This window comes from Rhizobium sp. AQ_MP (assembly GCF_014237835.1).
Taxonomy (GTDB): Bacteria; Pseudomonadota; Alphaproteobacteria; order Rhizobiales; family Rhizobiaceae; genus Allorhizobium.
Map to the genome: position 1 here is coordinate 182,326 of NZ_JACJVI010000002.1, position 24,890 is coordinate 207,215.

The 24,890-nt window shown below is 62.2% G+C and carries 28 protein-coding genes; 14 read left to right on the plus strand and 14 right to left on the minus strand.

The window, feature by feature from the left end; all coding sequences use genetic code 11:
• Positions 1-26: 26 nt before the first annotated feature.
• The 5 genes from H6M51_RS03970 to H6M51_RS03990 all read right to left on the minus strand — a co-directional run bounded on the left by H6M51_RS03970 (position 27) and on the right by H6M51_RS03990 (position 3,880).
• Positions 27-416 carry a type II toxin-antitoxin system VapC family toxin gene (locus tag H6M51_RS03970; RefSeq protein ID WP_185808597.1) on the minus strand — a complete coding sequence of 130 codons (390 nt, stop codon included), beginning with the start codon at positions 414-416 and terminating at the stop codon, positions 27-29.
• Positions 413-661, minus strand: a complete 249-nt coding sequence (locus H6M51_RS03975) for a type II toxin-antitoxin system VapB family antitoxin (protein ID WP_185808598.1) — start codon at positions 659-661, stop codon at positions 413-415. The genes H6M51_RS03970 and H6M51_RS03975 overlap by 4 nt, the downstream gene beginning before the upstream one ends.
• Before the next feature lie 122 nt (positions 662-783).
• Complete coding sequence (locus tag H6M51_RS03980) at positions 784-1,875, minus strand: D-TA family PLP-dependent enzyme (RefSeq protein ID WP_185808599.1); 1,092 nt, start codon at positions 1,873-1,875, stop codon at positions 784-786.
• Entirely contained in the window at positions 1,872-3,353 is a 1,482-nt protein-coding gene (locus H6M51_RS03985; RefSeq protein ID WP_185808600.1) for a M81 family metallopeptidase, read from the minus strand. Before H6M51_RS03985 ends, H6M51_RS03980 begins: the two co-directional genes overlap by 4 nt.
• 35 nt (positions 3,354-3,388) lie before the next feature.
• Positions 3,389-3,880: a hypothetical protein gene (locus H6M51_RS03990; RefSeq protein WP_185808601.1), complete on the minus strand. Its 492-nt coding sequence runs from the start codon at positions 3,878-3,880 to the stop codon at positions 3,389-3,391.
• A 112-nt stretch (positions 3,881-3,992) separates the two neighbouring features.
• Here H6M51_RS03990 and H6M51_RS03995 point away from each other — a divergent pair, with 112 nt between their 5' ends.
• The 7 genes from H6M51_RS03995 to H6M51_RS04025 are packed head-to-tail and all read left to right on the plus strand — an operon-like array spanning position 3,993 to position 11,512.
• Positions 3,993-4,379, plus strand: coding sequence for a RidA family protein (locus tag H6M51_RS03995; RefSeq protein WP_054147861.1), 387 nt, complete (start codon positions 3,993-3,995; stop codon positions 4,377-4,379).
• A 16-nt stretch (positions 4,380-4,395) separates the two neighbouring features.
• Positions 4,396-5,262 (plus strand): MurR/RpiR family transcriptional regulator, encoded by an 867-nt coding sequence (locus H6M51_RS04000; RefSeq protein ID WP_185808602.1) that lies wholly within the window; start codon positions 4,396-4,398, stop codon positions 5,260-5,262.
• Positions 5,263-5,294: 32 nt separating this feature from the next.
• Positions 5,295-6,071: an SDR family oxidoreductase gene (locus tag H6M51_RS04005; protein WP_185808603.1), complete on the plus strand. Its 777-nt coding sequence runs from the start codon at positions 5,295-5,297 to the stop codon at positions 6,069-6,071.
• A 25-nt stretch (positions 6,072-6,096) separates the two neighbouring features.
• Entirely contained in the window at positions 6,097-8,028 is a 1,932-nt protein-coding gene (locus H6M51_RS04010) for a beta-N-acetylhexosaminidase (RefSeq protein WP_185808604.1), read from the plus strand.
• Positions 8,029-8,041: 13 nt separating this feature from the next.
• The gene (locus H6M51_RS04015; protein ID WP_185808605.1) at positions 8,042-9,481 is read left to right on the plus strand and encodes a M81 family metallopeptidase; all 1,440 of its coding nucleotides are present in this window, start codon (positions 8,042-8,044) and stop codon (positions 9,479-9,481) included.
• A gap of 59 nt (positions 9,482-9,540) precedes the next feature.
• Positions 9,541-10,752 carry an MFS transporter gene (locus tag H6M51_RS04020; RefSeq protein WP_185808606.1) on the plus strand — a complete coding sequence of 404 codons (1,212 nt, stop codon included), beginning with the start codon at positions 9,541-9,543 and terminating at the stop codon, positions 10,750-10,752.
• Complete coding sequence (locus H6M51_RS04025; RefSeq protein ID WP_185808607.1) at positions 10,739-11,512, plus strand: copper homeostasis protein CutC; 774 nt, start codon at positions 10,739-10,741, stop codon at positions 11,510-11,512. Before H6M51_RS04020 ends, H6M51_RS04025 begins: the two co-directional genes overlap by 14 nt.
• Before the next feature lie 3 nt (positions 11,513-11,515).
• Here H6M51_RS04025 and H6M51_RS04030 read toward each other — a convergent pair whose 3' ends face one another.
• Positions 11,516-13,441, minus strand: a complete 1,926-nt coding sequence (locus H6M51_RS04030) for a bifunctional diguanylate cyclase/phosphodiesterase (RefSeq protein ID WP_185808608.1) — start codon at positions 13,439-13,441, stop codon at positions 11,516-11,518.
• Positions 13,442-13,698: 257 nt separating this feature from the next.
• Here H6M51_RS04030 and H6M51_RS04035 point away from each other — a divergent pair, with 257 nt between their 5' ends.
• Complete coding sequence (locus tag H6M51_RS04035; RefSeq protein ID WP_348644390.1) at positions 13,699-14,301, plus strand: DUF922 domain-containing protein; 603 nt, start codon at positions 13,699-13,701, stop codon at positions 14,299-14,301.
• Positions 14,302-14,340: 39 nt separating this feature from the next.
• Here the strand turns inward: H6M51_RS04035 and pcaF are convergent, their stop codons facing one another.
• From pcaF to H6M51_RS04050, 3 genes are read right to left on the minus strand one after another with little or no spacing between them, the layout of a single operon-like run.
• A complete protein-coding gene (pcaF, locus tag H6M51_RS04040; protein ID WP_185808609.1) occupies positions 14,341-15,546 on the minus strand; it encodes a 3-oxoadipyl-CoA thiolase in 1,206 nt (401 codons plus the stop codon).
• Positions 15,547-15,558: 12 nt separating this feature from the next.
• Positions 15,559-16,260 carry a 3-oxoacid CoA-transferase subunit B gene (locus tag H6M51_RS04045; RefSeq protein WP_185808610.1) on the minus strand — a complete coding sequence of 234 codons (702 nt, stop codon included), beginning with the start codon at positions 16,258-16,260 and terminating at the stop codon, positions 15,559-15,561.
• A complete protein-coding gene (locus H6M51_RS04050) occupies positions 16,257-16,964 on the minus strand; it encodes a 3-oxoacid CoA-transferase subunit A (protein ID WP_185808611.1) in 708 nt (235 codons plus the stop codon). The genes H6M51_RS04045 and H6M51_RS04050 overlap by 4 nt, the downstream gene beginning before the upstream one ends.
• A 132-nt stretch (positions 16,965-17,096) precedes the next feature.
• Between H6M51_RS04050 and H6M51_RS04055 the strand changes: the two genes are divergently transcribed.
• Positions 17,097-17,858: an IclR family transcriptional regulator gene (locus H6M51_RS04055; protein ID WP_185808612.1), complete on the plus strand. Its 762-nt coding sequence runs from the start codon at positions 17,097-17,099 to the stop codon at positions 17,856-17,858.
• A gap of 3 nt (positions 17,859-17,861) precedes the next feature.
• Here H6M51_RS04055 and pcaQ read toward each other — a convergent pair whose 3' ends face one another.
• Positions 17,862-18,785, minus strand: a complete 924-nt coding sequence (gene pcaQ / locus H6M51_RS04060; protein ID WP_185808613.1) for a pca operon transcription factor PcaQ — start codon at positions 18,783-18,785, stop codon at positions 17,862-17,864.
• A gap of 96 nt (positions 18,786-18,881) precedes the next feature.
• Here pcaQ and pcaD point away from each other — a divergent pair, with 96 nt between their 5' ends.
• From pcaD to H6M51_RS04085, 5 genes are read left to right on the plus strand one after another with little or no spacing between them, the layout of a single operon-like run.
• Positions 18,882-19,691, plus strand: coding sequence for a 3-oxoadipate enol-lactonase (gene pcaD, locus H6M51_RS04065; protein WP_185808614.1), 810 nt, complete (start codon positions 18,882-18,884; stop codon positions 19,689-19,691).
• Positions 19,684-20,103: a 4-carboxymuconolactone decarboxylase gene (gene pcaC, locus H6M51_RS04070; protein ID WP_185808615.1), complete on the plus strand. Its 420-nt coding sequence runs from the start codon at positions 19,684-19,686 to the stop codon at positions 20,101-20,103. Before pcaD ends, pcaC begins: the two co-directional genes overlap by 8 nt.
• Positions 20,096-20,845 (plus strand): protocatechuate 3,4-dioxygenase subunit beta, encoded by a 750-nt coding sequence (gene pcaH / locus H6M51_RS04075; protein WP_185808616.1) that lies wholly within the window; start codon positions 20,096-20,098, stop codon positions 20,843-20,845. The genes pcaC and pcaH overlap by 8 nt, the downstream gene beginning before the upstream one ends.
• Positions 20,845-21,459 carry a protocatechuate 3,4-dioxygenase subunit alpha gene (gene pcaG, locus H6M51_RS04080; protein ID WP_185808617.1) on the plus strand — a complete coding sequence of 205 codons (615 nt, stop codon included), beginning with the start codon at positions 20,845-20,847 and terminating at the stop codon, positions 21,457-21,459. The genes pcaH and pcaG overlap by 1 nt, the downstream gene beginning before the upstream one ends.
• Positions 21,460-21,478: 19 nt before the next feature.
• Positions 21,479-22,528, plus strand: a complete 1,050-nt coding sequence (locus tag H6M51_RS04085) for a 3-carboxy-cis,cis-muconate cycloisomerase (protein WP_185808618.1) — start codon at positions 21,479-21,481, stop codon at positions 22,526-22,528.
• On the opposite strand, the gene H6M51_RS24940 is transcribed toward H6M51_RS04085, so the two are convergent.
• The 4 genes from H6M51_RS24940 to H6M51_RS04100 all read right to left on the minus strand — a co-directional run bounded on the left by H6M51_RS24940 (position 22,529) and on the right by H6M51_RS04100 (position 24,885).
• The gene (locus H6M51_RS24940; protein WP_348644392.1) at positions 22,529-22,723 is read right to left on the minus strand and encodes a zf-HC2 domain-containing protein; all 195 of its coding nucleotides are present in this window, start codon (positions 22,721-22,723) and stop codon (positions 22,529-22,531) included. It lies immediately after the preceding gene.
• Positions 22,720-23,328, minus strand: a complete 609-nt coding sequence (locus tag H6M51_RS04090) for a sigma-70 family RNA polymerase sigma factor (RefSeq protein ID WP_246780392.1) — start codon at positions 23,326-23,328, stop codon at positions 22,720-22,722. The genes H6M51_RS24940 and H6M51_RS04090 overlap by 4 nt, the downstream gene beginning before the upstream one ends.
• Before the next feature lie 132 nt (positions 23,329-23,460).
• Positions 23,461-23,892 carry a DUF3429 domain-containing protein gene (locus H6M51_RS04095; RefSeq protein WP_185808620.1) on the minus strand — a complete coding sequence of 144 codons (432 nt, stop codon included), beginning with the start codon at positions 23,890-23,892 and terminating at the stop codon, positions 23,461-23,463.
• A gap of 3 nt (positions 23,893-23,895) precedes the next feature.
• Positions 23,896-24,885 carry an FAD-dependent oxidoreductase gene (locus H6M51_RS04100; protein WP_185808621.1) on the minus strand — a complete coding sequence of 330 codons (990 nt, stop codon included), beginning with the start codon at positions 24,883-24,885 and terminating at the stop codon, positions 23,896-23,898.
• Between the last annotated feature and the right edge of the window lie 5 nt (positions 24,886-24,890).

Genomic DNA, 24,890 nt, shown 5'->3' on the forward strand with positions numbered 1-24,890 from the left:
GAGAAAGCATCTGAGGATTGGCAGCATCATGCCGCCGAGCGAATGTCCGTCTGCGCGAAGTCTTTACCCTTGAACAGCAGCGGTTCATCAAGATCCCTGGCGAGAGCGTAGGCAAAGCAGTCGCCAAAGTTCAATCCCGCCTTGTGCCTGCCCTTGCCGAAATCGAGAAAGGCTTGTCGGGCGAGATCGCCCTGTTCGACTGTCACGGGCTCAATGGTGATGGCTGCTCGGCGGAAGAAGGCGTCGACCTGCCTCATCCCCTCGGCCCCGAGCTGCTTTTCGATGACCATGGATAACTCGACATAGTTTGCCACGCTGATCCGCGTTATGGGCGCGCCATGGATCAGTCGTGTGAAATCGGCAGCCTCCCGTTCACCATAGAAGATCGCAACCATGGCGGAGGTGTCGACAATCATTTCGGCAGGCCATCCTCGTCATAGAGCAGCTCGGCGTGATCAATGCAGGGCTGCTTGAGATGCGTTGCGGCCCGGCTCGCGATCGTGAGCAGCTCGTCGACGGACGCCTTGCCTTTCTGCTTTTCAAGTTGCGCATAGCGCTCGCGCAGAGCATCGGTGACAACACGGCTCATGCTCTGCCCCGTGGCTGTGGCGATCGCCTGAGCGAGGCGATGCGCCTCAGGGTCCTTGATGTTAAGGCTCATGACGCATTGCTCCATTCTACCAAGGTGGCCAGAATTCTACCATGCTAGCCGACTTCATAGCTGTTTCAAAGCGTAGCCGTGATGGGTCTGCCTTCGGCAGGAGATCCGTTGCCTTGGACTGACTACCAGACCAAACCGCGGGCTGCGACCTCTTGCAAGCGGGTGACAATCCCGTCGCGGTGGAAGGTCATGACGTCGAAGAGGTTCGAGACGACGCAGGTGTGGTTCGGGATGATCCTGACCTTCTCGCCGATCTCGGGACGTCGCCCCTGAACCTTCGACAGATCGACCGTGCCGTGCTCCTCGGAAAGGCCCGAGATGACCGCATCCGGGTAATCGACGATCATGCCGTAGTCGGCGAAGCCGAGGAGATCCGAGGTTAGGGCCTTGGAGCCGGCGTCGAGGATGGCGCGACCCTCTGTCGGGCGAGAGACGACGGTCGCCAGGATGTGCATGGCGCAGTCGTTTAGGCTGCAGTGGCCGGACCTCGCCATGGCCCGATCGTTGTAGACATAGGTGCCGGCGCGGTGCTCGGTCGCTGAGGTCACCTTGTGCGCGGAAAAGAGGCTGGGCGTGCCGCCATTCGAGACGATGGGGCAGGGGATGCCACGGACCGCGAGGCCGGCGAGTGTCGCGGCGAAGAAAGCTTGCACTGCCTCTTCGGTATCGGCCTTGGGGTAGGTGAGGATGCCGCCGAAGGTGAGGCCGGGGGCGGTAAGGATCGTCTCGGCAAGCGCAATCGCCGCCTCCGGGCTCTGAACGCCGCAGCGTCCGCCGCCCGTGTCGCATTCTACGAGGACGGTGAGCGGTCGGGCCTGAGAGAAGGCCGAAGAGAGGCCGCGCACCGTCGTTTCGCTGTCGGCAACGACCTTCAGGCCGGAGATGCGGGCGTTCAGCGCCGCGAGCCGCTCCAGCTTCTCCGAACCCAGGATGTTGAAGGTGATCAAGAGGTCCTCGAAGCCGGCAGTGGCGAAGATTTCGGCCTCGGTGATCTTCTGGCAATTGATGCCCTTCGCGCCGGCCTTCACCTGCTGGCTGGCGATGGCCGGGATCTTGTGGGTCTTGATATGTGGACGGAAGGCGAGGCCGTGGCTGTCCATATATCTCTGCACACGGGCAATGTTCGCGGCGAGCTTCTCCTCGTCGATCAGTGGCAGTGGCGTAGAGAGTTCTGATATCGACTGGCCGATCCTGGGGCGGGGGAGTTCCATCATGCGGCCTCGCTGCCTTCGGGCGTGTCATGTGGATTGGCCATGATCGGCCAGATGTCGCGGCGCACATGGCGATAGGCGGTCTGGGCCGGATTGTTGGGATAGGGCGTGCCGGCGGCGCAGTAGAGGATTTCCGAGGCGATCTGCGAGAAGGCCGCATAGAAGTGGTTGGTCGACTTGATCACGAGCAGATGCTTGGCTGTCGGATCGATGCCGAGTGCCGTGAAGAGCGACGGATCGTAGCTCTGGACACGGACCGAGCTCAGGATGATGTCGATGCCCTGGAGCCGGATATGGGCGGCATCGCCGAAGGGGGCGATGCTGTCGCCGAAGCGCATCTCTGCATTCGGCACGACCTTGACCACATTCACCAGGCCATCGATCGGATGACCGGTACCGGGAGCTGATTTCGCGCCGAACCGCAGGGGGATTTCCGCGCCTTCCCCGGCTGCCATGCAGATCTGCACCGCAATCGGATCCCAGATCATGCCGACGGCGGCGTTGGTGACACCACGCGCCAGCATTTCCGCCAGGACCACGGTCGCATCACCCGCCGTACCGCCGCCGGGATTGTCCCACATGTCGGCGATGACGACGGGGCCCTTGGTGTAGGCGAGCGCCTGATCAAGGGCCGCCTTCTCGTCGATCTGCGGCATCATGAAGGTGCCGCGCTTCGCGAAAAGTTCCATGCCAAGACCGCGCGCCAGCGTCGCGCCCTTGTCGGCATTGCCGTTGGTCACCGCGATTGTCTTGGTGCCCATTTCAGGTACGTCGCCGGCCATGAAACCATGGATTACGGAGAGCGACAGAACTTCCGGATCCGTCTCCTCGATGGCCATAAGTCTGTCAACAAAGCTGCGCATGGGTTCGCGCGATGTCGGAAAGACATCGATCATCCGGCAGTCGAAGACCGACATGACCGGCTTGACCCTGCCTTCCAGCGTGTCGACAGCGATCCGCCAGAGATCTTCGGCCCGATCCACGAAATCCGTATGCGGGAATTCCTTGAAGACGACAAAGAAATCGGCGGCGGCGACGCGTTTTGCCGTCAGATGGCTGTGCGGATCGAGTTCGGCGCAGAGAAGGATGTCCGGGCCGATGATCTCGCGGATGCGGGCGAGCAGATCGCCTTCCGGGTCAAGATAACCGTCTGCGACCATTGCGCCATGCAGGCCGAGTATGACCGCGTCGACAGGCAGTGCAGCGCGCAACTGATCGAGGATCTCGTCACGAAGGCTCTCAAAGGCCTGCCGATTGACGAGACCCGCCGGGTCCGCCCAGGTCGCCGTGCCCTCGATCAGCGTCCAGCCCTTCTCGGCGCAGACCTTGCGGCCGACCGTAATCGGCGCGGTGCAGAGTGTCGGGGTCGCGGGATGCTTGCCCGGAGGCGCGTAAAGCGAATCCTCGAAGGCTCGCCGGTCGATGCAGATCGGGGAGAAAGTATTGGTTTCCGTTGCAAGCGCGGCGGTGAAGATGCGCAAAGGCCGACCTCCAGGTCTCAAGGGTTGGGGGCGGTTTAGCGCTGGCCCATTGGATTGGGCAGATAACCGGTGAAGCCGGAAATTTTCCAGCGGCCTTCGTGCAGGCGGCAGTAATAGAGCGTCTGCCAGCGCATGACGTCGAGCGTACCATCCGCCTTCCTGATGCCGCCGTCGAACTTCTTGCGCACGAGCGCGGTTTCGCCTGAGATCTCGATCTCTTCCAGCGTCGTCGTCGTGAAGATCGCGGTGCGCGGATCTTCGCCATAGGTCTGGCCGGCGAAGTCCTTGGCCTGCTTCAGCCATTCATCGCGGTAAGCCGCAAGATTGGGGAAGGCGAGCGTCCACTTGTCCGGATTGTCCTCTCGATTGCCGCTGATGCCGATGAAACCATCCTCGACAAAGTCATGGGCGACCATCGCCCAGTCGGCGGCGAGGAAGGCATCGATGTCGCGGGGGACGAGCATCTCCCAGATGGCGTGGCGGGCTTCGTCCGTTGCCGGAAACGGATTCTGGAATGGGTCGCGCATTTCTTCCCCGTTTTTAAATTCTTTTCATGAATGTCGATTTTGTCTGGTCAAAATCCGTTTTTTGTGGTCGCTTGTCAACGATCGAAGAAAATAATTTGCATGAGAGGTGTCCATGACGATCAAGCGTTACGGGGCCGAGAAGGCGGGTGCGGGTGGGCAGCGGCTGCCGTTTGCCCGGGCTGTCGAGGCCGATGGCTGGCTCTATGTTTCCGGTCAGGTGGCCATGGAAGATGGCGAGATCATTCCGGGCGGCATTATCGAGCAGACCCACAAGACGATCGCCAATGTCATCGCCATTCTGGAAGAGGCGGGCTACGGGCTCGAGCATGTCGTGCGCTGCGGCGTGTGGCTCGATGATCCGCGTGATTTCTGGACCTTCAACAAGATCTACCAGCAGTATTTCGGCGAGCACCCGCCAGCGCGCGCCTGCGTCCAGGCCTCGATGATGGTCGATTGCAAGGTCGAGATCGACTGCGTAGCCTTCAAGCCTTCGAAATAAGAGAGAGGGCAGGGCATTGGATATCTTCGCGCGCATTCAGGAAGAGGCAGGGCAGTTTTCGGCCTCCGAGCAACGCATCGCGGATATCCTGCTCAATTCCTTCGACTTCGCGGTCAATGCCTCGATCATCGAGCTTGCCGAGAAGGCGGAGGTTTCGCCGCCGACAGTGACGCGCTTCTGCCGTCGTCTCGGATGCAACAGCTTTGCCGACTTCAAGGTCAATCTCGCCCGCACGGCCTATGTCGGCGTCCGCTATCTCAATCCGGAGGCCCAGAGTACCGAGCCCGCCGACGTCGCGAGTGATGTGATCACCAAGGCTCAGAACGCCATGTTCATGGTGCATCGGGCACTCGATCCCGCGGTGCTGGACAAGGTTGCCGACCGGCTGGCGCGCGCCGAGATGGTCTATGCCTTCGGCTCCGGCGGCAATTCCTCGATGATTGCGGGCGAGATCCAGAACCGCCTCTTTCGTCTGGGCTCGCGGGTCACGGCCTCTGCCGACCACAACATGCAGCTGATGCTGACGGCCGCCGCACGCTCGAACGACGTTCTGATCGGTTCGTCGTTTTCGGGGCGCAATGCCGAGCTGGTCAAATGCTTCAAGCTCGCCCGCGAGAACGGCATCACCACGATCGCGCTCACCCAGAGCCAGAGCCTCGTTGCCGAGGCGTCCGAACTCGTCATCGGCATCGATCTGCCGGAAGGCGAAAACATCTTCCGGCCGACCTCGACACGTTTTGCCTATCTCGCGGTCGTCGACGTGATCGCGAGCCTGGTTGCCTATCGCAATCGCAAGCAGTCGCAGGTGACGCTGCGCCACATCAAGCAACAGCTGGTCGAACACCGCGATGGCGGAGACGACCGGCAACTTCTCGGAGACTGATACCATGCCCGCATCCTTGTCGGAGATCCGCCGTGACGCATAAGGTTGCCGTCGTGACCGGTGCTGCCGGCGATATCGGGCGGGCGATCGCCAGGCGTCTTGCCGACAGCCATGACCTCGTCGTCCTGCTCGATATGGATTGCCAGGCGCTGGGCAAGGCGATGGTCGAGCTCGATGACGATGTGCGCTTCGCCTCGCTGGTCTGTGACGTGACGGATGAGAAGGATCTCGCCGAAACTGCTGCACGCGTTTCCACGCTCGGCCTCGTCCATACGCTCGTCAACAATGCCGGTGCCGCGCGGGCCGTCAGCCTCGGGGATACCGATGGCGAGATCTGGCGCAAGGACAATGCGCTCAATCTCGAAGCGCCCTTCCTATGCTTCCGCGCGTTCGAAGAGGCACTGAAAGAAGCCAAGGGCGCGCTCGTCAACATTTCCTCGGTCAACGGCATGGCCGTCTTCGGTCATCCAGCCTACAGCGCTGCGAAGGCCGGCCTTATTCACCTCACCAAGCTGATTGCCGTCGAATACGGGAAATACGGCATCCGCTCCAATGCGGTTGCGCCCGGCACCGTGCGGACCCAGGCCTGGGAAGCGCGCGCTGCTGCCAATCCTGCTGTCTTCGAAGAGGCCAAGCGCTGGTATGCTCTGCGCCGGATCGCGACGGCTGAGGACATCGCCAATGCCGTGTTTTTCCTGTCCAGCGATCAGGCGGCGGCCATTACAGGCGTTTGCCTGCCCGTCGATTGCGGGCTGACGGCCGGTCAGGCCGAGCTCGCCCGAACCTTCTCGCAATCCGACAATTATTGATACCAAAAAGCCAGGAGCATTCCGCATGGCAACAGCCGTTCAGTTCCGTCTCGAAAACGCGTGGCATCCGGTGGAGGGCGACGGCTGCGGCGCCTTCGTCTTCACGCTGGTCAATCTCTCCGATGTGGCGCTTGCCGATTTCAAGCTTGCCTACACGTCGCTCACCCGCGTCAAGGATACGCAGGAGCCGATCCTTGAGAATGCCGTCTTCCTGAAGCGCAATGCCAATTTCCACCAGTTCGCGCCACCGGCGGGCTTTGTCCTCGAACCCGGCGCCTCCTGGACCTTCCGCGTCGGTGGTCTCTGGCGCGCGGCCAAGCACCGGACGGATGGGGCGAAGTCCGCCTATATCACGCTCTCGACCGGTCAACATGCGGCCGTTGCGGTGGCCGACCTGATGCTCGGGGGTGGTGACAGCGCGCCGCCGCCGCCGCTTCTGCCGGAGGGGCAGGTCACGCAGCCTTTCGCGATGCTGCCCTGGCCGGTCTCCGCCGAGCTTGTGGCGGGCGACGGCTTCCCGGTCGCGCTCTATCCGGCCAGCGGTTCTTCTCTCGTCGAGCTGCGGGAAGTCGAAAACGTGTTGCGGCTCTTCTGCCGCCTGTTTTCCGCTGGTCATGCGCCTCTGTCGCTTGCGCCTGTGCATCAGGGACGTTCGATCACCTTTCGTCATGACGAGACGCTGGGCGCTTCCGCTTACACGCTCACCTTTGCCGCTGACGGCATCACGCTGACCTATGGCGATGTCGCCGGGCTGCAATATGCGCTCACCCTGCTTGCCCAGATGCTGCATGGCGCCCGCACGCAGCCGGGTACCTTCCGCTTTCCGGTGTCGGGCATGATCACCGACAAGCCGCGTTACGGCTGGCGCGGTTGCCATCTCGATGTCTCCCGCCAGTTCTACCCGGTCGCTGACGTCAAACGGCTGATCGACATCATGGCCTGGTTCCGGATGAACACCTTCCACTGGCATTTGTCCGACGACGAAGCCTGGCGGTTGGAAATCAAGGCCTTCCCGCAGCTCACCACGATTGGGGTGTTGCGTGGACCGGACGAACCGCTCCTGCCGCAGCTCGGCAATGGCGCCGAGCCGGTCGGTGGTTTCTATGCCCAGGACGAGGTGCGCGACATCGTTGCCCATGCCGCCGCCCTTCAAGTCGAGGTGGTGCCGGAGATCGACATCCCCGGCCATAGCACGGCGATGCTGGTGGCGCTGCCGGAGCTGGTCGATGGGCAGGAAGCACCGGATAGCTATCGCTCGGTGCAGGGCTATCCGAACAATGCGCTGAACCCGGCGATCGAATACACCTATGAAGTGCTGGGCAAGGTCTTCGACGAGATGGTTGCGCTTTTCCCGTCCAGGCTCATCCATATCGGCGGCGACGAAGTGGCGGCCAATACCTGGATGGCTTCGCCGCTTGCGCGCAAGCTGATGGAGCAGGAGGGGATCGACGGTACCTTCGGGCTGCAGAGCTATTTCATGAAGCGAATCCAGAAGATGCTCGCCGAGCGCGGCCGCAAGCTGGCCGGCTGGGATGAAGTCAGCCATGGGGGCGGCGTTGATCCTGACGGCACGCTGCTGATGGCCTGGCAGAAGCCGGAGGTCGGGCTGGAACTGGCGCGGCAGGGCTATGACGTCGTGATGACCCCGGGACAGGCCTATTACCTCGACATGGTGCAGGACGAGTCCTTCCAGGAGCCGGGTGGCAGCTGGGCCGGGACCGTGCCGCCGAAGCACACCTATACCTATGAGGCAGTCGCCGAGTTTCCGGCAGAGCTTGCGCCGCGCATGCGGGGTGTCCAGGCCTGCATCTGGTCGGAGCATTTCCTCACCCGCGACTACTTCAACCACCTCGTCTTCCCGCGGCTTCCGGCCATTGCCGAGGCCGCCTGGACGCCGAAGGAGAACAAGGACTGGCTGCGCTTTGCCGCCATCGTCCGCCTGAGCCCCCGTTACTGAGGATCTGAGCACCATGAGTTCCCGCATCGCCGTCGGCGGTATCCATACCGAATGCTCGACCTCGTCTCCCGTCCTGATGCAGCCGGAGGATTTTCGTGTGCTGCGCGGGCCGGATTTGCTGGCACATGAGTATTTCGACTTTCTCGACGCCGAGGGCGTCGAGCATTTGCCGCTGCTGCATGCGCGTGCCGTTCCCGGTGGTCCGCTGGCACGCGCCACCTATGAAGGGTTCAAGGCAGAGTTTCTAGACCGGCTGAAGGCCACATTGCCGATCGACGGGCTTTATCTCGCCATGCATGGCGCGATGAATGTCGAGGGCATGGACGATGCCGAGGGCGACTGGATTTCGGCGGCGCGCGCAGTCGTCGGGCCCGATGTCCCGGTTGCGGCAAGCTACGATCTGCATGGCAATGTCACCCAGAAGATTATCGATCAGCTGGATATCTTCGCCGGGTATCGCACCGCACCGCATATCGATGTGCGTGAAACGATGGTTCGGGCCTGGTCGATGCTGGTGCGGGCGCTGAAGACCGGCGAGAAGCCGGGCGTTGCCTGGGCGCCGGTGCCTGTTCTCCTGCCCGGTGAACGGACCTCGACCGAGGACGAGCCGGCAAAGAGCCTTTATCTGAAGCTGCCGGAGCATGATGCCGTGCCCGGTATCTGGGATGCCAACCTGATGGTCGGTTATGTCTGGGCGGATGAGCCTCGGGGCACGGCCTGCGCCGTCGTTACGGCCGTCGACAAGGCGGCGGCGGAACAGGTCGCGGCTGCCATCGCGCAATCCTATTGGGACGCGCGCGAGGATTTCCGTTTCGGCCCTGTTACGGGACCGCTTGCGGACATGCTCGACATTGCCGAGCGTACCGAGACACGGCCGATCATCCTGGCAGACTCTGGCGACAACCCGACCGGTGGTGGGGTTGGCGATCGGGCGGATGTGCTGAAGGCGCTTCTGGCGCGGTCGATCGATAATGTCCTGATTGCCGGCATTACCGACCGACCCGCCGTCGAACGGTGTTTCTCAGCGGGTGCCGGCGCGCGGGTTTCGCTGACAGTCGGCGGTTCGCTCGATCCGGCAAGCCCTTCGGTCGAGGTGGAGGCGGATGTCGTCTTCCTCGATGATCCGGGCTCGGCTGCCGAACAGCAGGCGGTCGTGAGGATCGGTGGCATCACGCTGGTGCTCGCTGCGCGGCGCCGGCCCTATCACAACATCGCGGATTTCACCCGGCTTGGCCTCGATCCGACCACGGTGCGGCTGCTCGTCGTCAAGTCTGGCTATCTCTCGCCCGAGCTTGCGCCGATCGCCAATCCCAACCTGATGGCGCTGACGGATGGCGTGATCAACCAGGACATCGAGAACCTGCCGAGCCATCGCCGCCACCAGCCCAGCTATCCCTTCGTCAAGGATTTCAGCTATACGGCAAAGGTCTTCTTCTCGACGCGATTCCTTTGAGACATTGATGTCGGTGCCGCCCCTTCGGCGGCACGATCCCCAACCCGATTGTACCCTTGATGTTGTCCTCCTTTTCGGTGGTCTATCGCCACAAGCCGATCCGGGTCAGTGCGGCCGCGATCTTCTTCTTCGGCTTCTCCGGCGCTGCGACCTCGCCCTATATGTCGCTGATCGGCATCCGTGAGCTCGGACTGTCGGACGCCGTCTATTCGGTGCTGATCTTCCTGGCGGCGGTGGTGAATGTCAGCGCCAGCGTCACCGCTGGCATCATTGCGGATAGGCTCGGACATTTCCGCTCGCCGATGATCCTGGCGGCGATCTTCGGCATCGTCGGCTTCGGGCTCGTCTATGTGGTGCCGACACCTATCATGTTTGCGATCGCGACGCTGGTGTTGATCCCGGTTTTCGGAACGATCAATTCGCTGATCTTCGCCAATATCCGTGCGGTTTCCTCGGGCATGGCCGTGCGCGAACTGATGGCGGTGAATTCCGCCGTCCGTGCCATTCTCTCCGCCTCCTGGGTCCTGGTGCCCGGCATTGTCGGGGCACTGCTCGTCGGCCAGCCGAGCATGCTGCCGGCCTTCCTGCTGGCGAGCCTTGCCTGCCTCGTCTGTCTTCTGCTGTTCGTCTTCGGGCTCGATCGTCTGCCGCCGGTGCAGGACGGGGAACGGCAGCACTATTCCTTCTTCCGCTCCATCCGCCAGATCGGCTCGGCAAGCGTCCTGCCAAGACTTCTGGCGATTTCGCTGATCTCGGCCATGCTTCATGCCAATGGCACCGTCCTTCCGCTGATCGTGACCGGCAAGGCCGGCGGAACACCGGCCGATGTCGGCGTGATCGTGGGGATCGTGGCCTTTCTCGAGATCATCTTCATCCTCTTCTGGGGATGGGTCGAAGCCAGAACCTCCATCCTCTTCGCTATGGTCACGGCCGCGCTGATCTATTGCAGCTATCTCGTCTTCCTCGGCCTCGCCGACCGACCCATGGATGTCTATCTCTTGACATTGGTCGCGGGTCTCGGAGCGGCCGGCATCATCGCGATCCCGATCACCTATCTGCAGAACCTGATCGCCGACCGCGCCGGTCTCGGCAGTTCGCTGATTGCGGTCAACATTTTCTTAAGCGGTGGAATGGCCTCGCTGATGTTTGCGCTCGGCACCAGCATCAGCGACTATGCGGGTACGGCGATCATTGCCTCGATCGCCGGCTGTTCGGGCGTGTGCCTGCTGTGGCTTTTGGATCGAAAGCCGAAGTCGAATGCAAAAGGGTGAGGATCAGGTGGTCGCAAAGTCTGCCAGCAAAGCTAGCGAGCCACTGCTCGAAATCTGCGTTGACGACGTCGCCGGCCTCGATGCCGCGATTGCGGGCGGTGCCGATCGCATCGAACTTTGCTCCGCTCTCGGCGCCGGTGGCTTGACGCCCTCGCGCGGCTTCATGGCTGTCGCGGCCAAGGCATCCATTCCTGTCCATGCGCTGATCCGCCCGCGCGCCGGAGACTTCGTCTATTCCGAAGCCGAAATCGCGGCAATGGAGACCGATATCGCCGCTGCCCGGGAAGCGGGGCTTGCGGGAGTGGTGATTGGAGCAACGACCACGCAATCGACGCTTGATGCCGATATCATCCGTCGGCTTGTCGGAGCGGCTGCGGGGCTGGACCTCACCTTGCACCGTGCAATCGATGTCGTCGGGGATATGGACGCGGCACTCGATCTTGCCATCGCGCTCGGCTTTTCCCGCATTCTGACATCGGGTGGTGCCCGCCATGCGGAAGAGGGGCTCGAAACGCTGGCGCGGCTTGCACGCCGCAGCGCTGGGCGCATCACCATCATGCCCGGTGGTGGCGTGCGGCCGGAGAATGTCGCGCGCCTGCTGGCGATCCCCGGAATTCGTGAAGTTCATGCTTCCTGCAGTCAGGTGGCCCGGAGCGAGAGCAGGCTTGCCGAACTCGGTTTTTCCCCCGAGACGACGCGGCGCACGGATGCTGAAACCGTGCGCGCGCTGAAGGTACGGATGCTTGCAATGAAAGGCTGATCCTCAGGAAGCGAGGGCCTGGGCATCCTGCAGCGCGAGACGCTTCAGGGTTTCTTCTGCGGCCATCGGTTTGCCGAAATAGTAGCCCTGAACCGCGCGTACGCCGAGATTTTCAAGGATGCGAAGCTCTTCTTCCGTTTCGACGCCTTCAACGATCGCCTCAAGCTCCATCTCGCTGCAGAGTGCCAGAACGGATTTGACGATATTGAAGCTCGTCTTGCGCGTATGGATGTTGCGCACGAAGCTGCCATCGATCTTGATCTTGGTCAGCGGCAGCTTGTGGACGTGGTTCAAGCTCGAATAGCCGGTGCCGAAGTCGTCGAGCGAGATGCCGGCGCCCAGTTCGCGCAGCATTTGGATCGAGGCGCTCGCCTGCTCGAAGTCGTGCATGACGGCGGTTTCAGTGATCTCGAAATTGATCCGGCGCGGATCGAAGCCGCTCTTCAAGACGATCGAGACGATTTTCAGCGTGTTTTCCGGCGATGCCAGATCGTGCGGAGACAGATTGAAGGAGAGGTAGATATCCTGTGGCCACAGGGACGCGGTCTTCAAGGCGCGTTCCAGCAGCATACGGGTCATCAGCGTTATACGACCGTTATGCTCGGCAACGGGGATGAATTCGGCCGGCGATACCTGTCCTATGCGCGAACTTTCCCAGCGAGCGAGTGCCTCGAAGCCGATGCAGATACGTCGGTCGACGCAGGTGATGGGCTGGAAAACGAGTGACAATTCTTTCTCGAGATCTGCCGCAACAAGTGCCTCTTCTACGACCTTCTGTCGGTTGAGTTCGTTCGCCTGGACGGCGTTGAAGATCACCGTTCCGGCACGGTGACGTCGCTTGGCCGTATAAAGCGCGTAGTCTGCCAGTTCGTAGATCTCCTGGCCCGTATGGCCGACATCGGGGTAGAGGGCGAAACCGACGGAACCGGTGACCTGCACCATGCCGCTGCCGATATTGATGCGCTCGGCAATCATCTCGCACACCTTTTCGCCCAGCGACATGACACCGCTTTCGGCGACGTCGCCCTGGAACAGCAGGCCGAATTCGTCGCCGCCCAGGCGGTAAACGGAAAGACGCTCATCCGCCATTGTTGAAAGGCGATTGCTGATCTCGATCAGAACCTTGTCACCGGCCGAGTGGCCGTAGAGATCGTTGACCGGCTTGAAGCCGTCGAGGTCGATGACGCCCACCGCGAGCTTGCCGCTGGTGGTGCTTGCCCGATTGAAGGCCAGTTCCAGCATCTGGAAGAAGCTGCGGCGATTGGCAAGCAGCGTAAGGCTGTCAAGGTTCGCAAGCCGCAGGTTTTCATCCGAGAGCGCCTGCATCGCCTTGTTCTGTTCCTGCAGTGCCTGCTGCTGCAGCATCAGGACGTTGCGGGACTCGTGGAGCTGGCGGAAGTCGCGATAATGCGAGATCAGGATCATGATCATCGCCATCGTCACGAGAATGACGTTCACGCCGGTCGCGATGAAGGTCGGTTCTCCGCTCAGGCACATCACCACGAAGAAGGGCAGATTGACGGTAACCGTGACGATCAGCGCTGCGGAACGCAGATGCATCAGGCAGAAGATGCAGCCGATAACGGTGATGGCCATGAAGAAGGCGACGTGCGCCTTCTGGTAAGCGTCGCCATAGGGCAACAGCGAGATCGACCAGGCCACGCAGACGACCGCGATCGGGAAAGACAGGATATTGGTGGCCTTGAGCTGACGATAGGCCTCTTCCGGTGTCCGCTGGCGCTTGCGCCCGCGCAGCCAGATAAGGGATCTCAGCGTGAACAGGGTCGTCAAAACTGCCGGCAGATAGACGACAAGATAGTCGGGGGCAGCACCCTGGTGCGTCCAGGACAGCGAGATCATGTTGGTGGCGAGAATGAAGTAAAGCAGCGGGACCTGCTTCGAAAAAGCTTCAAACTGCGCTGCGGTCAACGCCGGATTCCCATTTGGAACCTTCAGTAGATCCAGCCACTGCCCGAGACGCGTCCGGAGATCCTGCTGTGTCCCTTTTGTGTCCACGCTTGTCTGCTTTCCTCGTCATTCCCTGCACGGTTTCTATATCAGGACCCGTTAAAATTGCGGTAAGCGCCGGTTATCAAATTCCAGCGAAAGGATAACGACTTCGTCACATCCTCGTTGCGATTATGCCGTCGCGCGGCTATCACGAAGCCCGATTGAAGGAGCAGTTCGTGACCGCTACATCCCCATTCCCGGTGCTCTCGGCGCTTTTGACGGTTCTCATCGCAGCAATGCCAGCTGCTGCACAGGGGTGGCAGGCGACAGAGAAGATCGAGCATTACAAAGTCAGCGGCACATCGCCGATGGAGCTTTACCAGTCGATCGGCGAGCGGGGACCAAAGCTCAGTCTCGGGCGGGTGATCGCCCACACAACGTTCAAGCTTACGTGGCAGCGGGACTATCAACAGCAGGGACAGGCCTGCGTGCTGGCATCCGCAAAACCGAAACTGATCATCACCTATACCCTGCCGAAGCCGGCGCAGACGCTGTCGCCTGAGGTGGCGGCGAAGTGGCAGGCCTTCTATGACGGCATCGTGACCCACGAGAAACTGCATGGTCAGTTCATGAAGGACCTGACCCAGCAGATCCAGGATGTGTCGATCGGCTTGCGCGATGAAATCGATCCTGGCTGCAAGAAGGTGCGCGCGGCCCTTCAGGCGCAGCTGAAGCCGATTTCGGATGCGCATGTTGCGCGCCACAGCGAATATGATCAGATCGAGATGTCACCGGGTGGGGCGGTGCATCAGCTGATCCTGACCTTTCTCAATCCCTGAATTGAAAAGGCGCCCGCATGGGGCGCCTTCAATCTTGTGTCAGACCCGTTCCAGGGCAATCGCGATGCCCTGGCCGACGCCGATGCACATGGTGGACAGTGCATAGCGCCCGCCTGTTTCCCTGAGTTCCAGGGCCGCCGTTCCGGCGATGCGGGCGCCCGACATGCCGAGCGGGTGGCCAAGTGCTATCGCGCCGCCGTTGCGATTAACGCGCGGGTCGTCATCGGCGATGCCGAGATCGCGGAGGGTTGCGATGCCCTGAGATGCGAAGGCCTCGTTCAGCTCGATCACGTCGATCTGCTGCTGTGTGAGACCGAGGCGGGCGAGCAGCTTCTTCGAGGCCGGCGCGGGGCCGAAGCCCATGATTCGCGGCGGAACGCCAGCGGTTGCACCGCCCAGGATTCGGGCGATCGGGCTCAGGCCATATTTCTTCACCGCAGCTTCCGAGGCGATGATCAGGGCGGCGGCCCCGTCATTGACGCCGGACGCGTTGCCGGCGGTGACGCTGGCGCCTTCCATCTTGTTGACCGGCTTCAGCTTGGCGAGCGCCTCGACCGAGGTCGCGCGCGGATGCTCGTCGCGGTCGACGATGATGGGATCACCCTTGCGCTGCGGCACGGTGACCGCCACGATTTCCTTCGCCAGCCGACCATTGGCCTGCGCTGCCGCTGCCTTGGCCTGGCTGCGCACGGCGAAGGCGTCCTGATCCTCGCGGGAGACCTTGAAGTCGATCGCGACATTGTCGCCGGTCTCCGGCATGGAATCGACGCCGTATTGCTTCTTCATCAGTGGATTGACGAAGCGCCAGCCGATCGTGGTGTCGTAGATCTCGGCATTGCGCGAAAACGCCGTGTCAGCCTTAGGCATGACGAAAGGCGCGCGGCTCATGCTTTCGACGCCGCCTGCGATCATCAGCTCGGCCTCGCCCGACTTGATTGCGCGCGCGGCCGTGATGACGGCATCCATGCCGGAGCCGCAGAGGCGGTTGATCGTAGTGCCCGTGACGGAGACGGGAAGACCGGCGAGCAGGGCGGACATGCGGGCGACATTGCGGTTGTCTTCGCCGGCCTGGTTGGCGCAGCCGAAGATCACGTCCTCGACGGCTTCCCAGTCGATGCCGGCATGGCGCTCCATCAGCGCCTTCAGCGGTACGGCGCCGAGATCATCGGCACGGACGGAGGAGAGCGAGCCGCCGAAACGGCCGATGGGCGTGCGGATGTAATCGCAGATAAAGGCTTCGGTCATGACTTATGCTCCTTACAGCGCGGGCACGACGAGGTCGGCAACCGGACCGTCGGTATGCAACCTGGCACCGGTCATCGCCTGCAGCTCGTCCATGGTCATGGCGGCGAGCTTTTCACGCACGACGAAGCGGCCGTCGACGATGTCGATCACGGCATGGCTCGTATAGACGCGGGTGATGCAGCCGACGCCGGTTAACGGAAAGCTGCAGCGCTCGACGAGCTTCGGCTTGCCGTCCTTGGTGACGTGTTCGGTGATGACGACGACCTGCTTTGCGCCATGCACCAGATCCATGGCGCCGCCGACGGCGGGAACACCCTTGGAACCGACGCGCCAGTTGGCGAGGTCGCCGTTTTCGGCCACCTGATAGGCGCCGAGGATTGCGACATCCAAATGGCCGCCGCGGACCATGGCAAAGCTGTCGGCGTGGTGGAAGAAGGCGGAACCCGGCTTCAGGGTGATCGCCTTCTTGCCGGCATTGATCAGGTCCCAGTCCTCCTCGCCGGCGGGCGGGGCTTCACCGAAGTTCAAAACGCCGTTTTCAGTGTGGAAGATCGCCTGGCGTCCCTCAGGCTGGAACTTGGCGACCATTTCCGGGAAGCCGATGCCGAGGTTCACATAGGCACCGTCCTCAATGTCCTGGGCGGCGCGCCAGGCGATCTGGGCGTTGGAGAGCTTGATGTCCTCCCGGGTGTCGATTGCAGCTGCGTCGGTCATGTGTAGGCCACTCCGGCTCGGATGAGCTCTTCTTCCTGTTGCGGGTTGGCGACTTCAACGACGCCATCGACGAAAATGCCGGGGGTGATCACCTGCTCGGGATCAATTTCGCCGGGCTTCACGATCTTCGAGACCTGGGCGATGGTCTTGGCGGCGGCCATGCACATCAGCGGATTGAAGTTGCGGCCGGCCATCCGGTAGGTGAGGTTGCCATGCGTGTCGCCGAGATGCGCTTTGACGATGGCGAAGTCGGCCTTCAGCCAGCGCTCCTGCACATATTTGCGGCCATCGAACTCTGCAATCACCTTGCCTTCGGCCAGTTCCGTGCCGAAGCCTGTCGGGGTGTAGAAGGCGGGGATGCCGGCGCCGCCGGCGCGGATGCGCTCGGCGAGCGTACCCTGCGGCACGAGTTCCAGCTCGATCTGACCGGCGAGGTAACGGTCGGTAAAGGCGCGCGGATCGGATGAGCGCGGGAAGGAGCAGATCATTTTCTTGACCATGCCGGCGTCGATCATCGCGGCAATGCCGATGCGTCCGTTGCCGGCATTGTTATTGATGACCGTCAGGTTCTTCGGGCCCTTGTCGATCAGCGCGTGAATAAGCTCGATCGGTGCGCCGGAGCCACCGAAGCCGCCGATCATGACGGTCGCGCCGTCGCCGATGCCCGCCACGGCGTGCGCCAGGTTTGCAATTCTCTTGTCCATGGGAACTCCCGTTTCCTCTGGCTGCGGCTCTGCCGCGTCCTCACCAACAAATAGGTCCGCTCAGCCATCGACAGCAAGTGGTTTGTGCGATAATTGATATTTGTTCGATAATCGCACAAGATGGAGTGGCTAATGGCTGTCGGAGAGCGCGATCTGATGGGTGGTTTTGTCAAGGGGTTGAAGGTGCTCGAAGCCTTCGGCCCCGAGCGCCAGCGACTGAGCATCACGGACGCCTCTGATATCAGCGGGCTGGATCGCGCGACTGCCCGGCGCTGCCTGTTGACGCTTTCGGAGCTAGGCTATGCCGATTATGACGGTAAGTTCTTCTCGTTGACGCCGAAGATCCTGCGGATCGGCCATGCCTGGCTGTCGGCCACGCCGCTGCCGGTTCTGCTGCAGCCGCATCTCGATCAACTGTCCGAGCGTGTGGGGCACAGCGCCTCGGCTTCCATCCTCGACAATACCGAGATCGTCTACATCGCCCGTGCCGCCCAGAAGCGGGTCATGTCGATCAATCTGATGCCCGGCTCGCGGCTGCCGGCCTATAGCGCGTCGATGGGCCGGGTGCTGCTGTCGGCGCTTTCGGACACCGAGGTGGATGCGATACTCGCCGCCTCGCAGTTGAAGGCGCATACGCCCCGAACGCTGACCGATCCGCGTTTGCTGAAGGAGGAGATCGGCAAGGTTCGGCAGCAGGGCTATGCTGTGATCGATCAGGAGCTGGAGATCGGTCTCTGTTCGATCGCGGTTCCCATCCGCAACGACCGCGGCCGGGTGGTGGCTGCGATCAATGTCGGCGCGCCGGCTGCCATTCTGCCCGCTGCCGATCTGTCGGCCCATTGCCTACCGGCGATGCTGGACATGCAGGCTATGCTCAAGCCGCTGCTGCCCTGACCGTCAAGCTTTTGCCGCTTCCGCTGCGGCTTCGCGGATCGTGCGCATCAGAAGCGCCAGCGGCATGGAGGGGACGGCGTCTGCCCGGACCGTGAGGCCGACCGGTCCTTTGGTTTCGCTTGTGTCGATCGGCAGGGCTGCCAGCGTGCCATCGGCAAGGTCCGTCGCCACGACTCCAGCGGAGATGATCCAGATGGCATCCGTCTGGCGCACAAAGGCGCGGCCGAAGCTGTCGGATACCGTCTCGATCTGGGTGGGCAGGCCGGAGATGCCGTTCGCGATCAGGAAACGCTCGACGAAGGGGCGGATGATCGATGCCCGCGTCGGCATCAGCACGGGATAGCGTTCGAGTTCTCCGAAGAGGTCAGAGCCGGCTGAGAGCAGCGGATGGCCGGCACGCACGCAGAAGATCACCTGCTCGGAATAGAGGTGTTCGAAAGAAAAGCCTGTCATCTGCTCCGGTGCTGCCAAGCGTCCGACGACGAGGTCGAGGTCGCCGACCCGCAGTTGCTCCAAGAGGACCGAGTTTTCGCCGGTGACGATCTTGATGCGGGCCGGCACGTCCTCCTTCAGGAACAATGTCATCGCCTGCGGCATGATGCGGGTGGAGACGGTCGGCAGGGCACCGATGCGTATGGGTGGGGCATCGGCATGCAGAGCGTGGGAAACGGAATCGAAGCCCTGGCGGAGCGCGGTGAGTGCTGCACCTGCATGTTTCAGGAATGCCTCACCATAGCGGGTGATCCGAATGCCGCGACCGTCCCTTTCGAAGACCGCTACGCCCAGCACTTCCTCGAGTTCGCGGATGGTCTTGGTCACCGCTGGCTGGCTGACATGCAGCAGTTCCGCCGCCTTCATCACGCTTTTCTGGCGTGCTACCTCGACGAAGGTCTGCAGATGGCGAAATTTCACGCGATTGTCGATCATTGCAAAACATAACCCTGCGGTTAGGAATAGGGTGAAAAACATCATTTTACCTAACCAAACCGCACGAGCAATATGCTGTCAACGGAGGAGAAACCCGTGCAATTCGTTCAGGTCAATGGCGTGAGCCTGCATCACCAGATCATCGGTGGACCAGGCAACAAGCCGGTCATCGTCTTCATCAATTCGCTGGGCACGGATTTTCGCATCTGGCGCGATGTGATCGTTCGCCTCGCCGGCAGCTATCCGCTGCTGACCTATGACAAGCGCGGCCATGGTCTCTCGGATGTCGGTGAGGCCCCGTACTCGATCGAAGACCATGTGGATGACCTGATCGGGTTGCTGGAGCATCTAAAGGTGAGCGATGCCGTTGTCTGCGGGCTCTCCGTCGGTGGGCTGATCGCTCAGGGGATTTATGCCCGTCGTCCGGATCTGGTGAAGGCGCTGGTCCTTTGCGACACGGCTCACAAGATCGGCACGGCCGAGATGTGGGCAGCCCGCATCAAGGCCATCGAAGACGCCGGACTTGACGGTATTGTCGATGGAGTCATGGAGCGCTGGTTCACGCCGGCCTTCCGCGCCAGTGATCCGTCTTTTCCAGGATTTCGCAACATGATGCTCCGCCAGCCGGTGGAGGGGTACGTGGGCACCTGTGCTGCGATCCGCGATGCCGATTACACCGCCGCTGCTGCCCGGATTGCCGTTCCGACGCTTTGCGTGGTCGGCGATCAGGATGGGGCGACGCCGCCCGATCTCGTGCTGTCGCTCGCCAAGCTCGTGCCCGGCGCACGCTACGAAGTCATCAAGGATGCCGGACACATCCCCTGTGTCGAGCAGCCGGAATTGCTTACCACCATCATCGAGGCCTTTCTTGCGCCCGTCATTTCAGGAGAGGCAGCCCATGGCTGATGCCCGCAGTCCATCTGATCGCTATCGGCAGGGCATGGTCACCCGTCGCCGCGTGTTGGGGGACGCCCATGTCGATCGCGCCTCGGCCTCGGCCACGCCCTTCGATCAGCCATTTCAGGACATGATCACGGAGGGCGCCTGGGGCACTGTCTGGTCACGCCCCGGCATCAGCGCGCGCGAGCGCTCGATGATCACCATCGCGCTTCTGGCGGCACTCGGCCATGACGAAGAGGTTGCCATGCATGTGCGCGCCACCGCCAATACGGGTGCGAGCCGCGAGGACATCACGGAAGCCTTGATGCATGTGGCCATCTATGCCGGCGTTCCCGCTGCGAACAGGGCTTTCAAGATCGCCAAACACGTGTTTGAACAGATGGATGCCGGCGAGCCTATGGGAGGGAGCCATGACTGATCAGCCGAACAAGAAGCCGGAATCGGGCGCCTTCTTTCCGCGCGATCGCAATTGGCATCCGCCCGCCTATACCCCGACCTACAAGACCTCCGTCCTGCGCTCGCCGCAGAAGGCGCTTCTGTCGCTGGATGGTACCAAGTCCGAAATCACCGGCCCGGTTTTCGGCCATTCCATCCTGGGTGAGCTCGACAACGACCTGATCCACAACTTCGCCAAGCCCGGCGAGAGCGCGATCGGCGAGCGTATCATCGTGCATGGCCGCGTGCTCGATGAGCGCGGACGGCCGGTTCCGGGGGCGCTCGTCGAATTCTGGCAGGCCAATGCCGGCGGGCGCTATCGCCACAAGAAGGAAAGCTATCTCGCGGCCCTCGACCCCAACTTCGGTGGCTGCGGGCGCACGATCACCGACGAGAACGGCTACTATGCTTTCCGCACGATCAAACCCGGTCCTTATCCATGGCCGAACGGTGTCAACGACTGGCGCCCGGCGCATATCCATTTCTCCATCTTCGGTCACGGGTTTTCGCAGCGTCTGATCACCCAGATGTATTTCGAGGGTGATCCGATGATCTGGAAGTGTCCGATCGTGCTGACGATCCCGGATCGTGCGGCGATCGAGCAGCTAGTCGCGGCGCTTGATTGGTCGGCAACCATTCCGATGGATGCGCGCGCCTACAAGTTCGACATCGTCCTGCGCGGACGTCGTTCGACATTGTTTGAAAACCGGATGGAGGGGAACTGATGGTCCAGGATCTCGGCTACCTCAAGGAAAGCGCCTCGCAGACGGCCGGCCCTTACGTCCATATCGGCCTCACGCCGAACTTCGCCGATATCAAGGGCGTTTATCCGGTCGATCTTGGTACTTCTATGGTCAACGACAAGACGCGCGGCGAGCGCATCACCGTGACCGGTCGCGTCATCGATGGCTCGGGCACGCCGCTCAAGGATGCGCTGATCGAAATCTGGCAGGCGGATGCCGAGGGGTTCTACAACAGCCCGTCCGAGACGCGTGGCAGTGCCGATCCGAATTTCACCGGCTGGGGCCGCTGCCCTTGCGATCTTGCGACCGGCGAATACCGCTTCGAGACGATCAAGCCGGGTCGCGTGCCGTTCCGGGATGGACGCCTTATGGCGCCGCATATCTCCTTCTGGATCGTCGCGCGCGGCATCAATCTCGGCCTCAACACGCGTCTTTACTTTGGCGACGAAGAAGCGGCGAATGCCGAGGACCCGATCCTTGCGCGCATCGAACATCGCGTGCGCGTGCCGACCCTGATTGCGCAGCGGGACGGTTCGACCTATCACTTCGACATCCACCTGCAGGGGGAGAAGGAGACGGTCTTCTTCGACATCTGAAAAAGGCCTCGATAGCAGCATGACCGCATCCGTCTTCGACCACCCGATCCTATCAGGCCTGCTGGGCGATGATGAGATCGGCGCGCAGTTCTCGGCCGCCGCCGAGCTTTCGGCCATGCTGCGTTTCGAGGTGGCGCTTGCCGAAGCGGAAGCTGCGGAAGGCTTGATCCCGGCCGAAGCTGCTGCCGCCATTGCGCTTCTTCAGGAACAGTTCGTCGGCGACCTTGATGCTCTCAAGCAGTCGATCGGGCGCGACGGTGTCGTGATCCCCGATCTCGTGCGGCAATGGCGGGCGGCGCTCGGCGAACAGGGCACGCATCTGCATTTCGGTGCGACCAGCCAGGATGCCATCGATACCAGTCTGATGCTGAGGCTCGAGGGAGTGCTGTCGACCGTTGATCAGCGTCTCGCGGCGATCATCGCGGCGCTCGACGGTCTTGATGGGCGCTTCGGCACTCAGCCTCTGATGGGGCGCACGCGCATGCAGGCGGCGATCCCGATCACGGTGTCTGATCGCATCGAAAGCTGGAAGCAGCCGATAGTCGCGCACCGCGCTGCCGTGCAGGGTCTGCTCAAGGCCGGACTTCCTCTGCAGTTCGGAGGCGCCGCCGGGACGCTGGAAAAACTGGGTGACAAAGGCCCTGCGGTGCGCGCGCGCCTTGCCGGGCTCCTTCACCTATCGGACAGGCCGCAATGGCATAGCCAGCGCGCCATGATTGCCGAGATCGGCGGGCTGTTCTCCCAGATCACCGGCAGCCTCGGCAAGCTCGGTCAGGATCTGGCGCTGATGGCGGACAATGGTACGGCTGTCATCGGCGGCGGCGGTGCGTCCTCCGCCATGCCGCACAAGCGTAATCCCGTGAAGGCGGAAGTGCTGGTGACGCTGGCGCGGTTCAACGCCGTGCAGATCTCCGGCCTGCATCAGGCGCTGGTGCATGAGCAGGAGCGCTCGGGGGCGGCCTGGACGCTCGAATGGATGATCCTGCCGCAGATGGCGATTGCGGCGGGGGCGGCGACACGGCTTGCCAATGATATCCTCCAGTCGATCGAGAAGCTGGGTGATCGCTGATCAGCGGCCTCCCGGATCCGAGGCGTCTGTCGCTACATAGCGACGGGTTGCCTTGCGCAGGACCCCGATTTGTCTTGTGAAGCCTGAGCAGGCGCCGCACTTCATAAGATGCAGCTTGAGGCCCACGGTCTCACGGATGGAGAGACGCCGGTCCAACTGATCGGAAGCCAGCTTTGTAGCGTTTTCACACATCATGACAGGCTCTCCTTTGGTGCGAACCAGTGGCCCTCGAGGCAGTTGCGCAGCCGCAGCCGGGCGCGATGCATGAGCACATGCAGATTGGTCGTGGTGATCCCGACCTCGGCGCAGATTTCCGATGTCTCCATCTCGACAAATTCGCGCATCATGAAGACGCGACCCTGATCAGGGGGCAGATGGTCGAGGCAGGTCTCGAACACCCGCCAGAAATCCTTGCCCAGAAGTTCGACCTCGGGATTCCCCCAGTCGCTCGGCCTGTTTTCCGGTGCCCAGTGGCCCTTGGCATCGAAGTAGCGCGGTTCGTCCTCATCGGGAAAGTTGCCCAGCGGCATGGCGATCATCTGTGACTGGCGGCGCTTGAAGCGGATCTGGTCGGCAATCTTGTTGCGCAGGATGGCGAAAACCCAGGTGCGAAAGGCGGAGCGACCGGCAAATGCCTTGGCGTTGCGCAGGGCGCCGGCCAAGGCCTCCTGCACGGCATCTTCGGCAAGGCCGGGATCGGCAAGCTGGAGGCTTGCAAACCTGAGCATCCGCTCGCGCAGTTCCGCCATGTAGACTGCATCGGCCAGAAAGGGTGCCGCCGCACCATTCCCACCTGTCATGTCCTGCTCACCCGCATTCCTCATCTTGATCCCCCGGGCATCGTCCGCGCCGTTCAGAGCCGCATGCCACATGGCATGCCCCCGTTTGTCGTCGGTCCCCTGGAGGATCTTACAGGGCAGGCGAAAAAAATCTCATGTCAGAATGATAACGAGGGCATAGGCCGCAAGCACAATGAGCGTGACGTTGCGACGGAGCGTCAGATACCAGGCCGGTTGGTCGCTCTTGCGATGGAAATCCAGATCTGCGGCGAGCATTCCCAGGAAAACGAAGGCCTGAATCGCGAGAGCTGTCTTGGGCGCAAAGGCAAAGAGCAGAAGCGCTCCGATTGCGGCGAGTGCCAGGATGTTGCTGACGAGCAGCATGACCTTGGGGCTCTGGCTGCGGTTCTGCGCCTGGCTCCAAAGGGTGCCGGCCATGAAGCAGGCTATCCCCGTCCCATAGGCCATGAAGGCATTGGCGGCGAGCGAAGGCTGGTAGCCGAGCACCTGCGCCAAAGCGAGCGCCCAGAAGGGCAGCGCGCCGGAATAGGTGAGGAGTTTGGTGATGGTCGGATCGCGATACATGGGTCAGGCTCCTTGCAAGCGGCGCTTCAGCCGTTCCGAGAGGGCCGTGGCGCTTTCGACAGCGGCCTCGACGCGGTTCCCGAGGCACCAGTCGCCGCAGGCGCCGAGGCCGAGGGCTTCATCGAAGAGGAAAGACTGGCCCGCCGGCTTCTCGACATTGGCGTAGCGCCAGCGGTGCAGGTCGATCCAGGTGGCGGCCGAGAGGTCCTGACCCATAAGCTGCTTGAGCGACTGGAGCATCTCGGCCTGTACCTCGCCGCGGTCGCGTTCCAGGTTGGCTTCGGCCCAATCGTTTCGGCTGTGGATGGTGAGTGCGGTCCTGTCGGATCGACCGGGCTTGCCTGCCTCAGCGGCAATCCAGCTGAGCACGGGATCCTCGATGCGCGCGGCCTCGAAGCCGAGGTCCAGCGGGCCTTCGAGGCCGATCATCAGGGTAAAGCAGCCGCTCATTTCGACGGTTTTCAGCGCGGCATTGCCAGCAAAGGTCTCCGGCATCAGCCTGATAGTCTGCGGGGCGGGGGCGGTGGAGACGACGAGATCGACGCGGCCAAGGTCATGGCCCTCGTTATCGCTCAGCGCCCAGCCCCCCTCGGATGCTGCAAGGCGCGCCACGGTCGTGTCCTTGCGGATATGGAGCCCATCGGCCAATCCGTTGGCAAAAGCGCTCATGCCGGGAACGCCGACATAGCGAGGCTCAGGTGCGCGGGTGTCCGTCACAAGGCCGTCTGCTTTCAGCGTGTGAACTGCCTTTGGCCAGATGCCGGCATGGCCTTGTGCTACCGCTTGTTTCGCAGTCGCCTTGAGCGCCGGCGAGCGGGCGGTGAAATACTGGGCGCCGTGATCGAAGGCAAAACCCTCGCGTCGGCGGTTTGCCATGCGACCGCCGAGGCCCCGGCTCTTTTCGAAGATGGTGACGTCGGCAGCGTGTGAGATTGCCCGCGCGAGCGTGATGCCGGCAATCCCGGCTCCGATGATGGCAATGGACGTCTTCACGCGGT

What these genes read in the sequence shown, in the direction of transcription:
- H6M51_RS03970 (WP_185808597.1), bottom strand. Translation starts at nt 416, where the DNA reads ATGATTGTCGACACCTCCGCCATGGTTGCGATCTTCTATGGTGAACGG.
- H6M51_RS03975 (WP_185808598.1), bottom strand. Translation starts at nt 661, where the DNA reads ATGAGCCTTAACATCAAGGACCCTGAGGCGCATCGCCTCGCTCAGGCG.
- H6M51_RS03980 (WP_185808599.1), bottom strand. Translation starts at nt 1,875, where the DNA reads ATGATGGAACTCCCCCGCCCCAGGATCGGCCAGTCGATATCAGAACTC.
- H6M51_RS03990 (WP_185808601.1), bottom strand. Translation starts at nt 3,880, where the DNA reads ATGCGCGACCCATTCCAGAATCCGTTTCCGGCAACGGACGAAGCCCGC.
- H6M51_RS03995 (WP_054147861.1), top strand. Translation starts at nt 3,993, where the DNA reads ATGACGATCAAGCGTTACGGGGCCGAGAAGGCGGGTGCGGGTGGGCAG.
- H6M51_RS04010 (WP_185808604.1), top strand. Translation starts at nt 6,097, where the DNA reads ATGGCAACAGCCGTTCAGTTCCGTCTCGAAAACGCGTGGCATCCGGTG.
- H6M51_RS04015 (WP_185808605.1), top strand. Translation starts at nt 8,042, where the DNA reads ATGAGTTCCCGCATCGCCGTCGGCGGTATCCATACCGAATGCTCGACC.
- H6M51_RS04020 (WP_185808606.1), top strand. Translation starts at nt 9,541, where the DNA reads ATGTTGTCCTCCTTTTCGGTGGTCTATCGCCACAAGCCGATCCGGGTC.
- H6M51_RS04025 (WP_185808607.1), top strand. Translation starts at nt 10,739, where the DNA reads ATGCAAAAGGGTGAGGATCAGGTGGTCGCAAAGTCTGCCAGCAAAGCT.
- pcaF (WP_185808609.1), bottom strand. Translation starts at nt 15,546, where the DNA reads ATGACCGAAGCCTTTATCTGCGATTACATCCGCACGCCCATCGGCCGT.
- H6M51_RS04045 (WP_185808610.1), bottom strand. Translation starts at nt 16,260, where the DNA reads ATGACCGACGCAGCTGCAATCGACACCCGGGAGGACATCAAGCTCTCC.
- H6M51_RS04050 (WP_185808611.1), bottom strand. Translation starts at nt 16,964, where the DNA reads ATGGACAAGAGAATTGCAAACCTGGCGCACGCCGTGGCGGGCATCGGC.
- H6M51_RS04055 (WP_185808612.1), top strand. Translation starts at nt 17,097, where the DNA reads ATGGCTGTCGGAGAGCGCGATCTGATGGGTGGTTTTGTCAAGGGGTTG.
- pcaQ (WP_185808613.1), bottom strand. Translation starts at nt 18,785, where the DNA reads ATGATCGACAATCGCGTGAAATTTCGCCATCTGCAGACCTTCGTCGAG.
- pcaC (WP_185808615.1), top strand. Translation starts at nt 19,684, where the DNA reads ATGGCTGATGCCCGCAGTCCATCTGATCGCTATCGGCAGGGCATGGTC.
- pcaH (WP_185808616.1), top strand. Translation starts at nt 20,096, where the DNA reads ATGACTGATCAGCCGAACAAGAAGCCGGAATCGGGCGCCTTCTTTCCG.
- pcaG (WP_185808617.1), top strand. Translation starts at nt 20,845, where the DNA reads ATGGTCCAGGATCTCGGCTACCTCAAGGAAAGCGCCTCGCAGACGGCC.
- H6M51_RS04085 (WP_185808618.1), top strand. Translation starts at nt 21,479, where the DNA reads ATGACCGCATCCGTCTTCGACCACCCGATCCTATCAGGCCTGCTGGGC.
- H6M51_RS24940 (WP_348644392.1), bottom strand. Translation starts at nt 22,723, where the DNA reads ATGATGTGTGAAAACGCTACAAAGCTGGCTTCCGATCAGTTGGACCGG.
- H6M51_RS04090 (WP_246780392.1), bottom strand. Translation starts at nt 23,328, where the DNA reads ATGACAGGTGGGAATGGTGCGGCGGCACCCTTTCTGGCCGATGCAGTC.
- H6M51_RS04095 (WP_185808620.1), bottom strand. Translation starts at nt 23,892, where the DNA reads ATGTATCGCGATCCGACCATCACCAAACTCCTCACCTATTCCGGCGCG.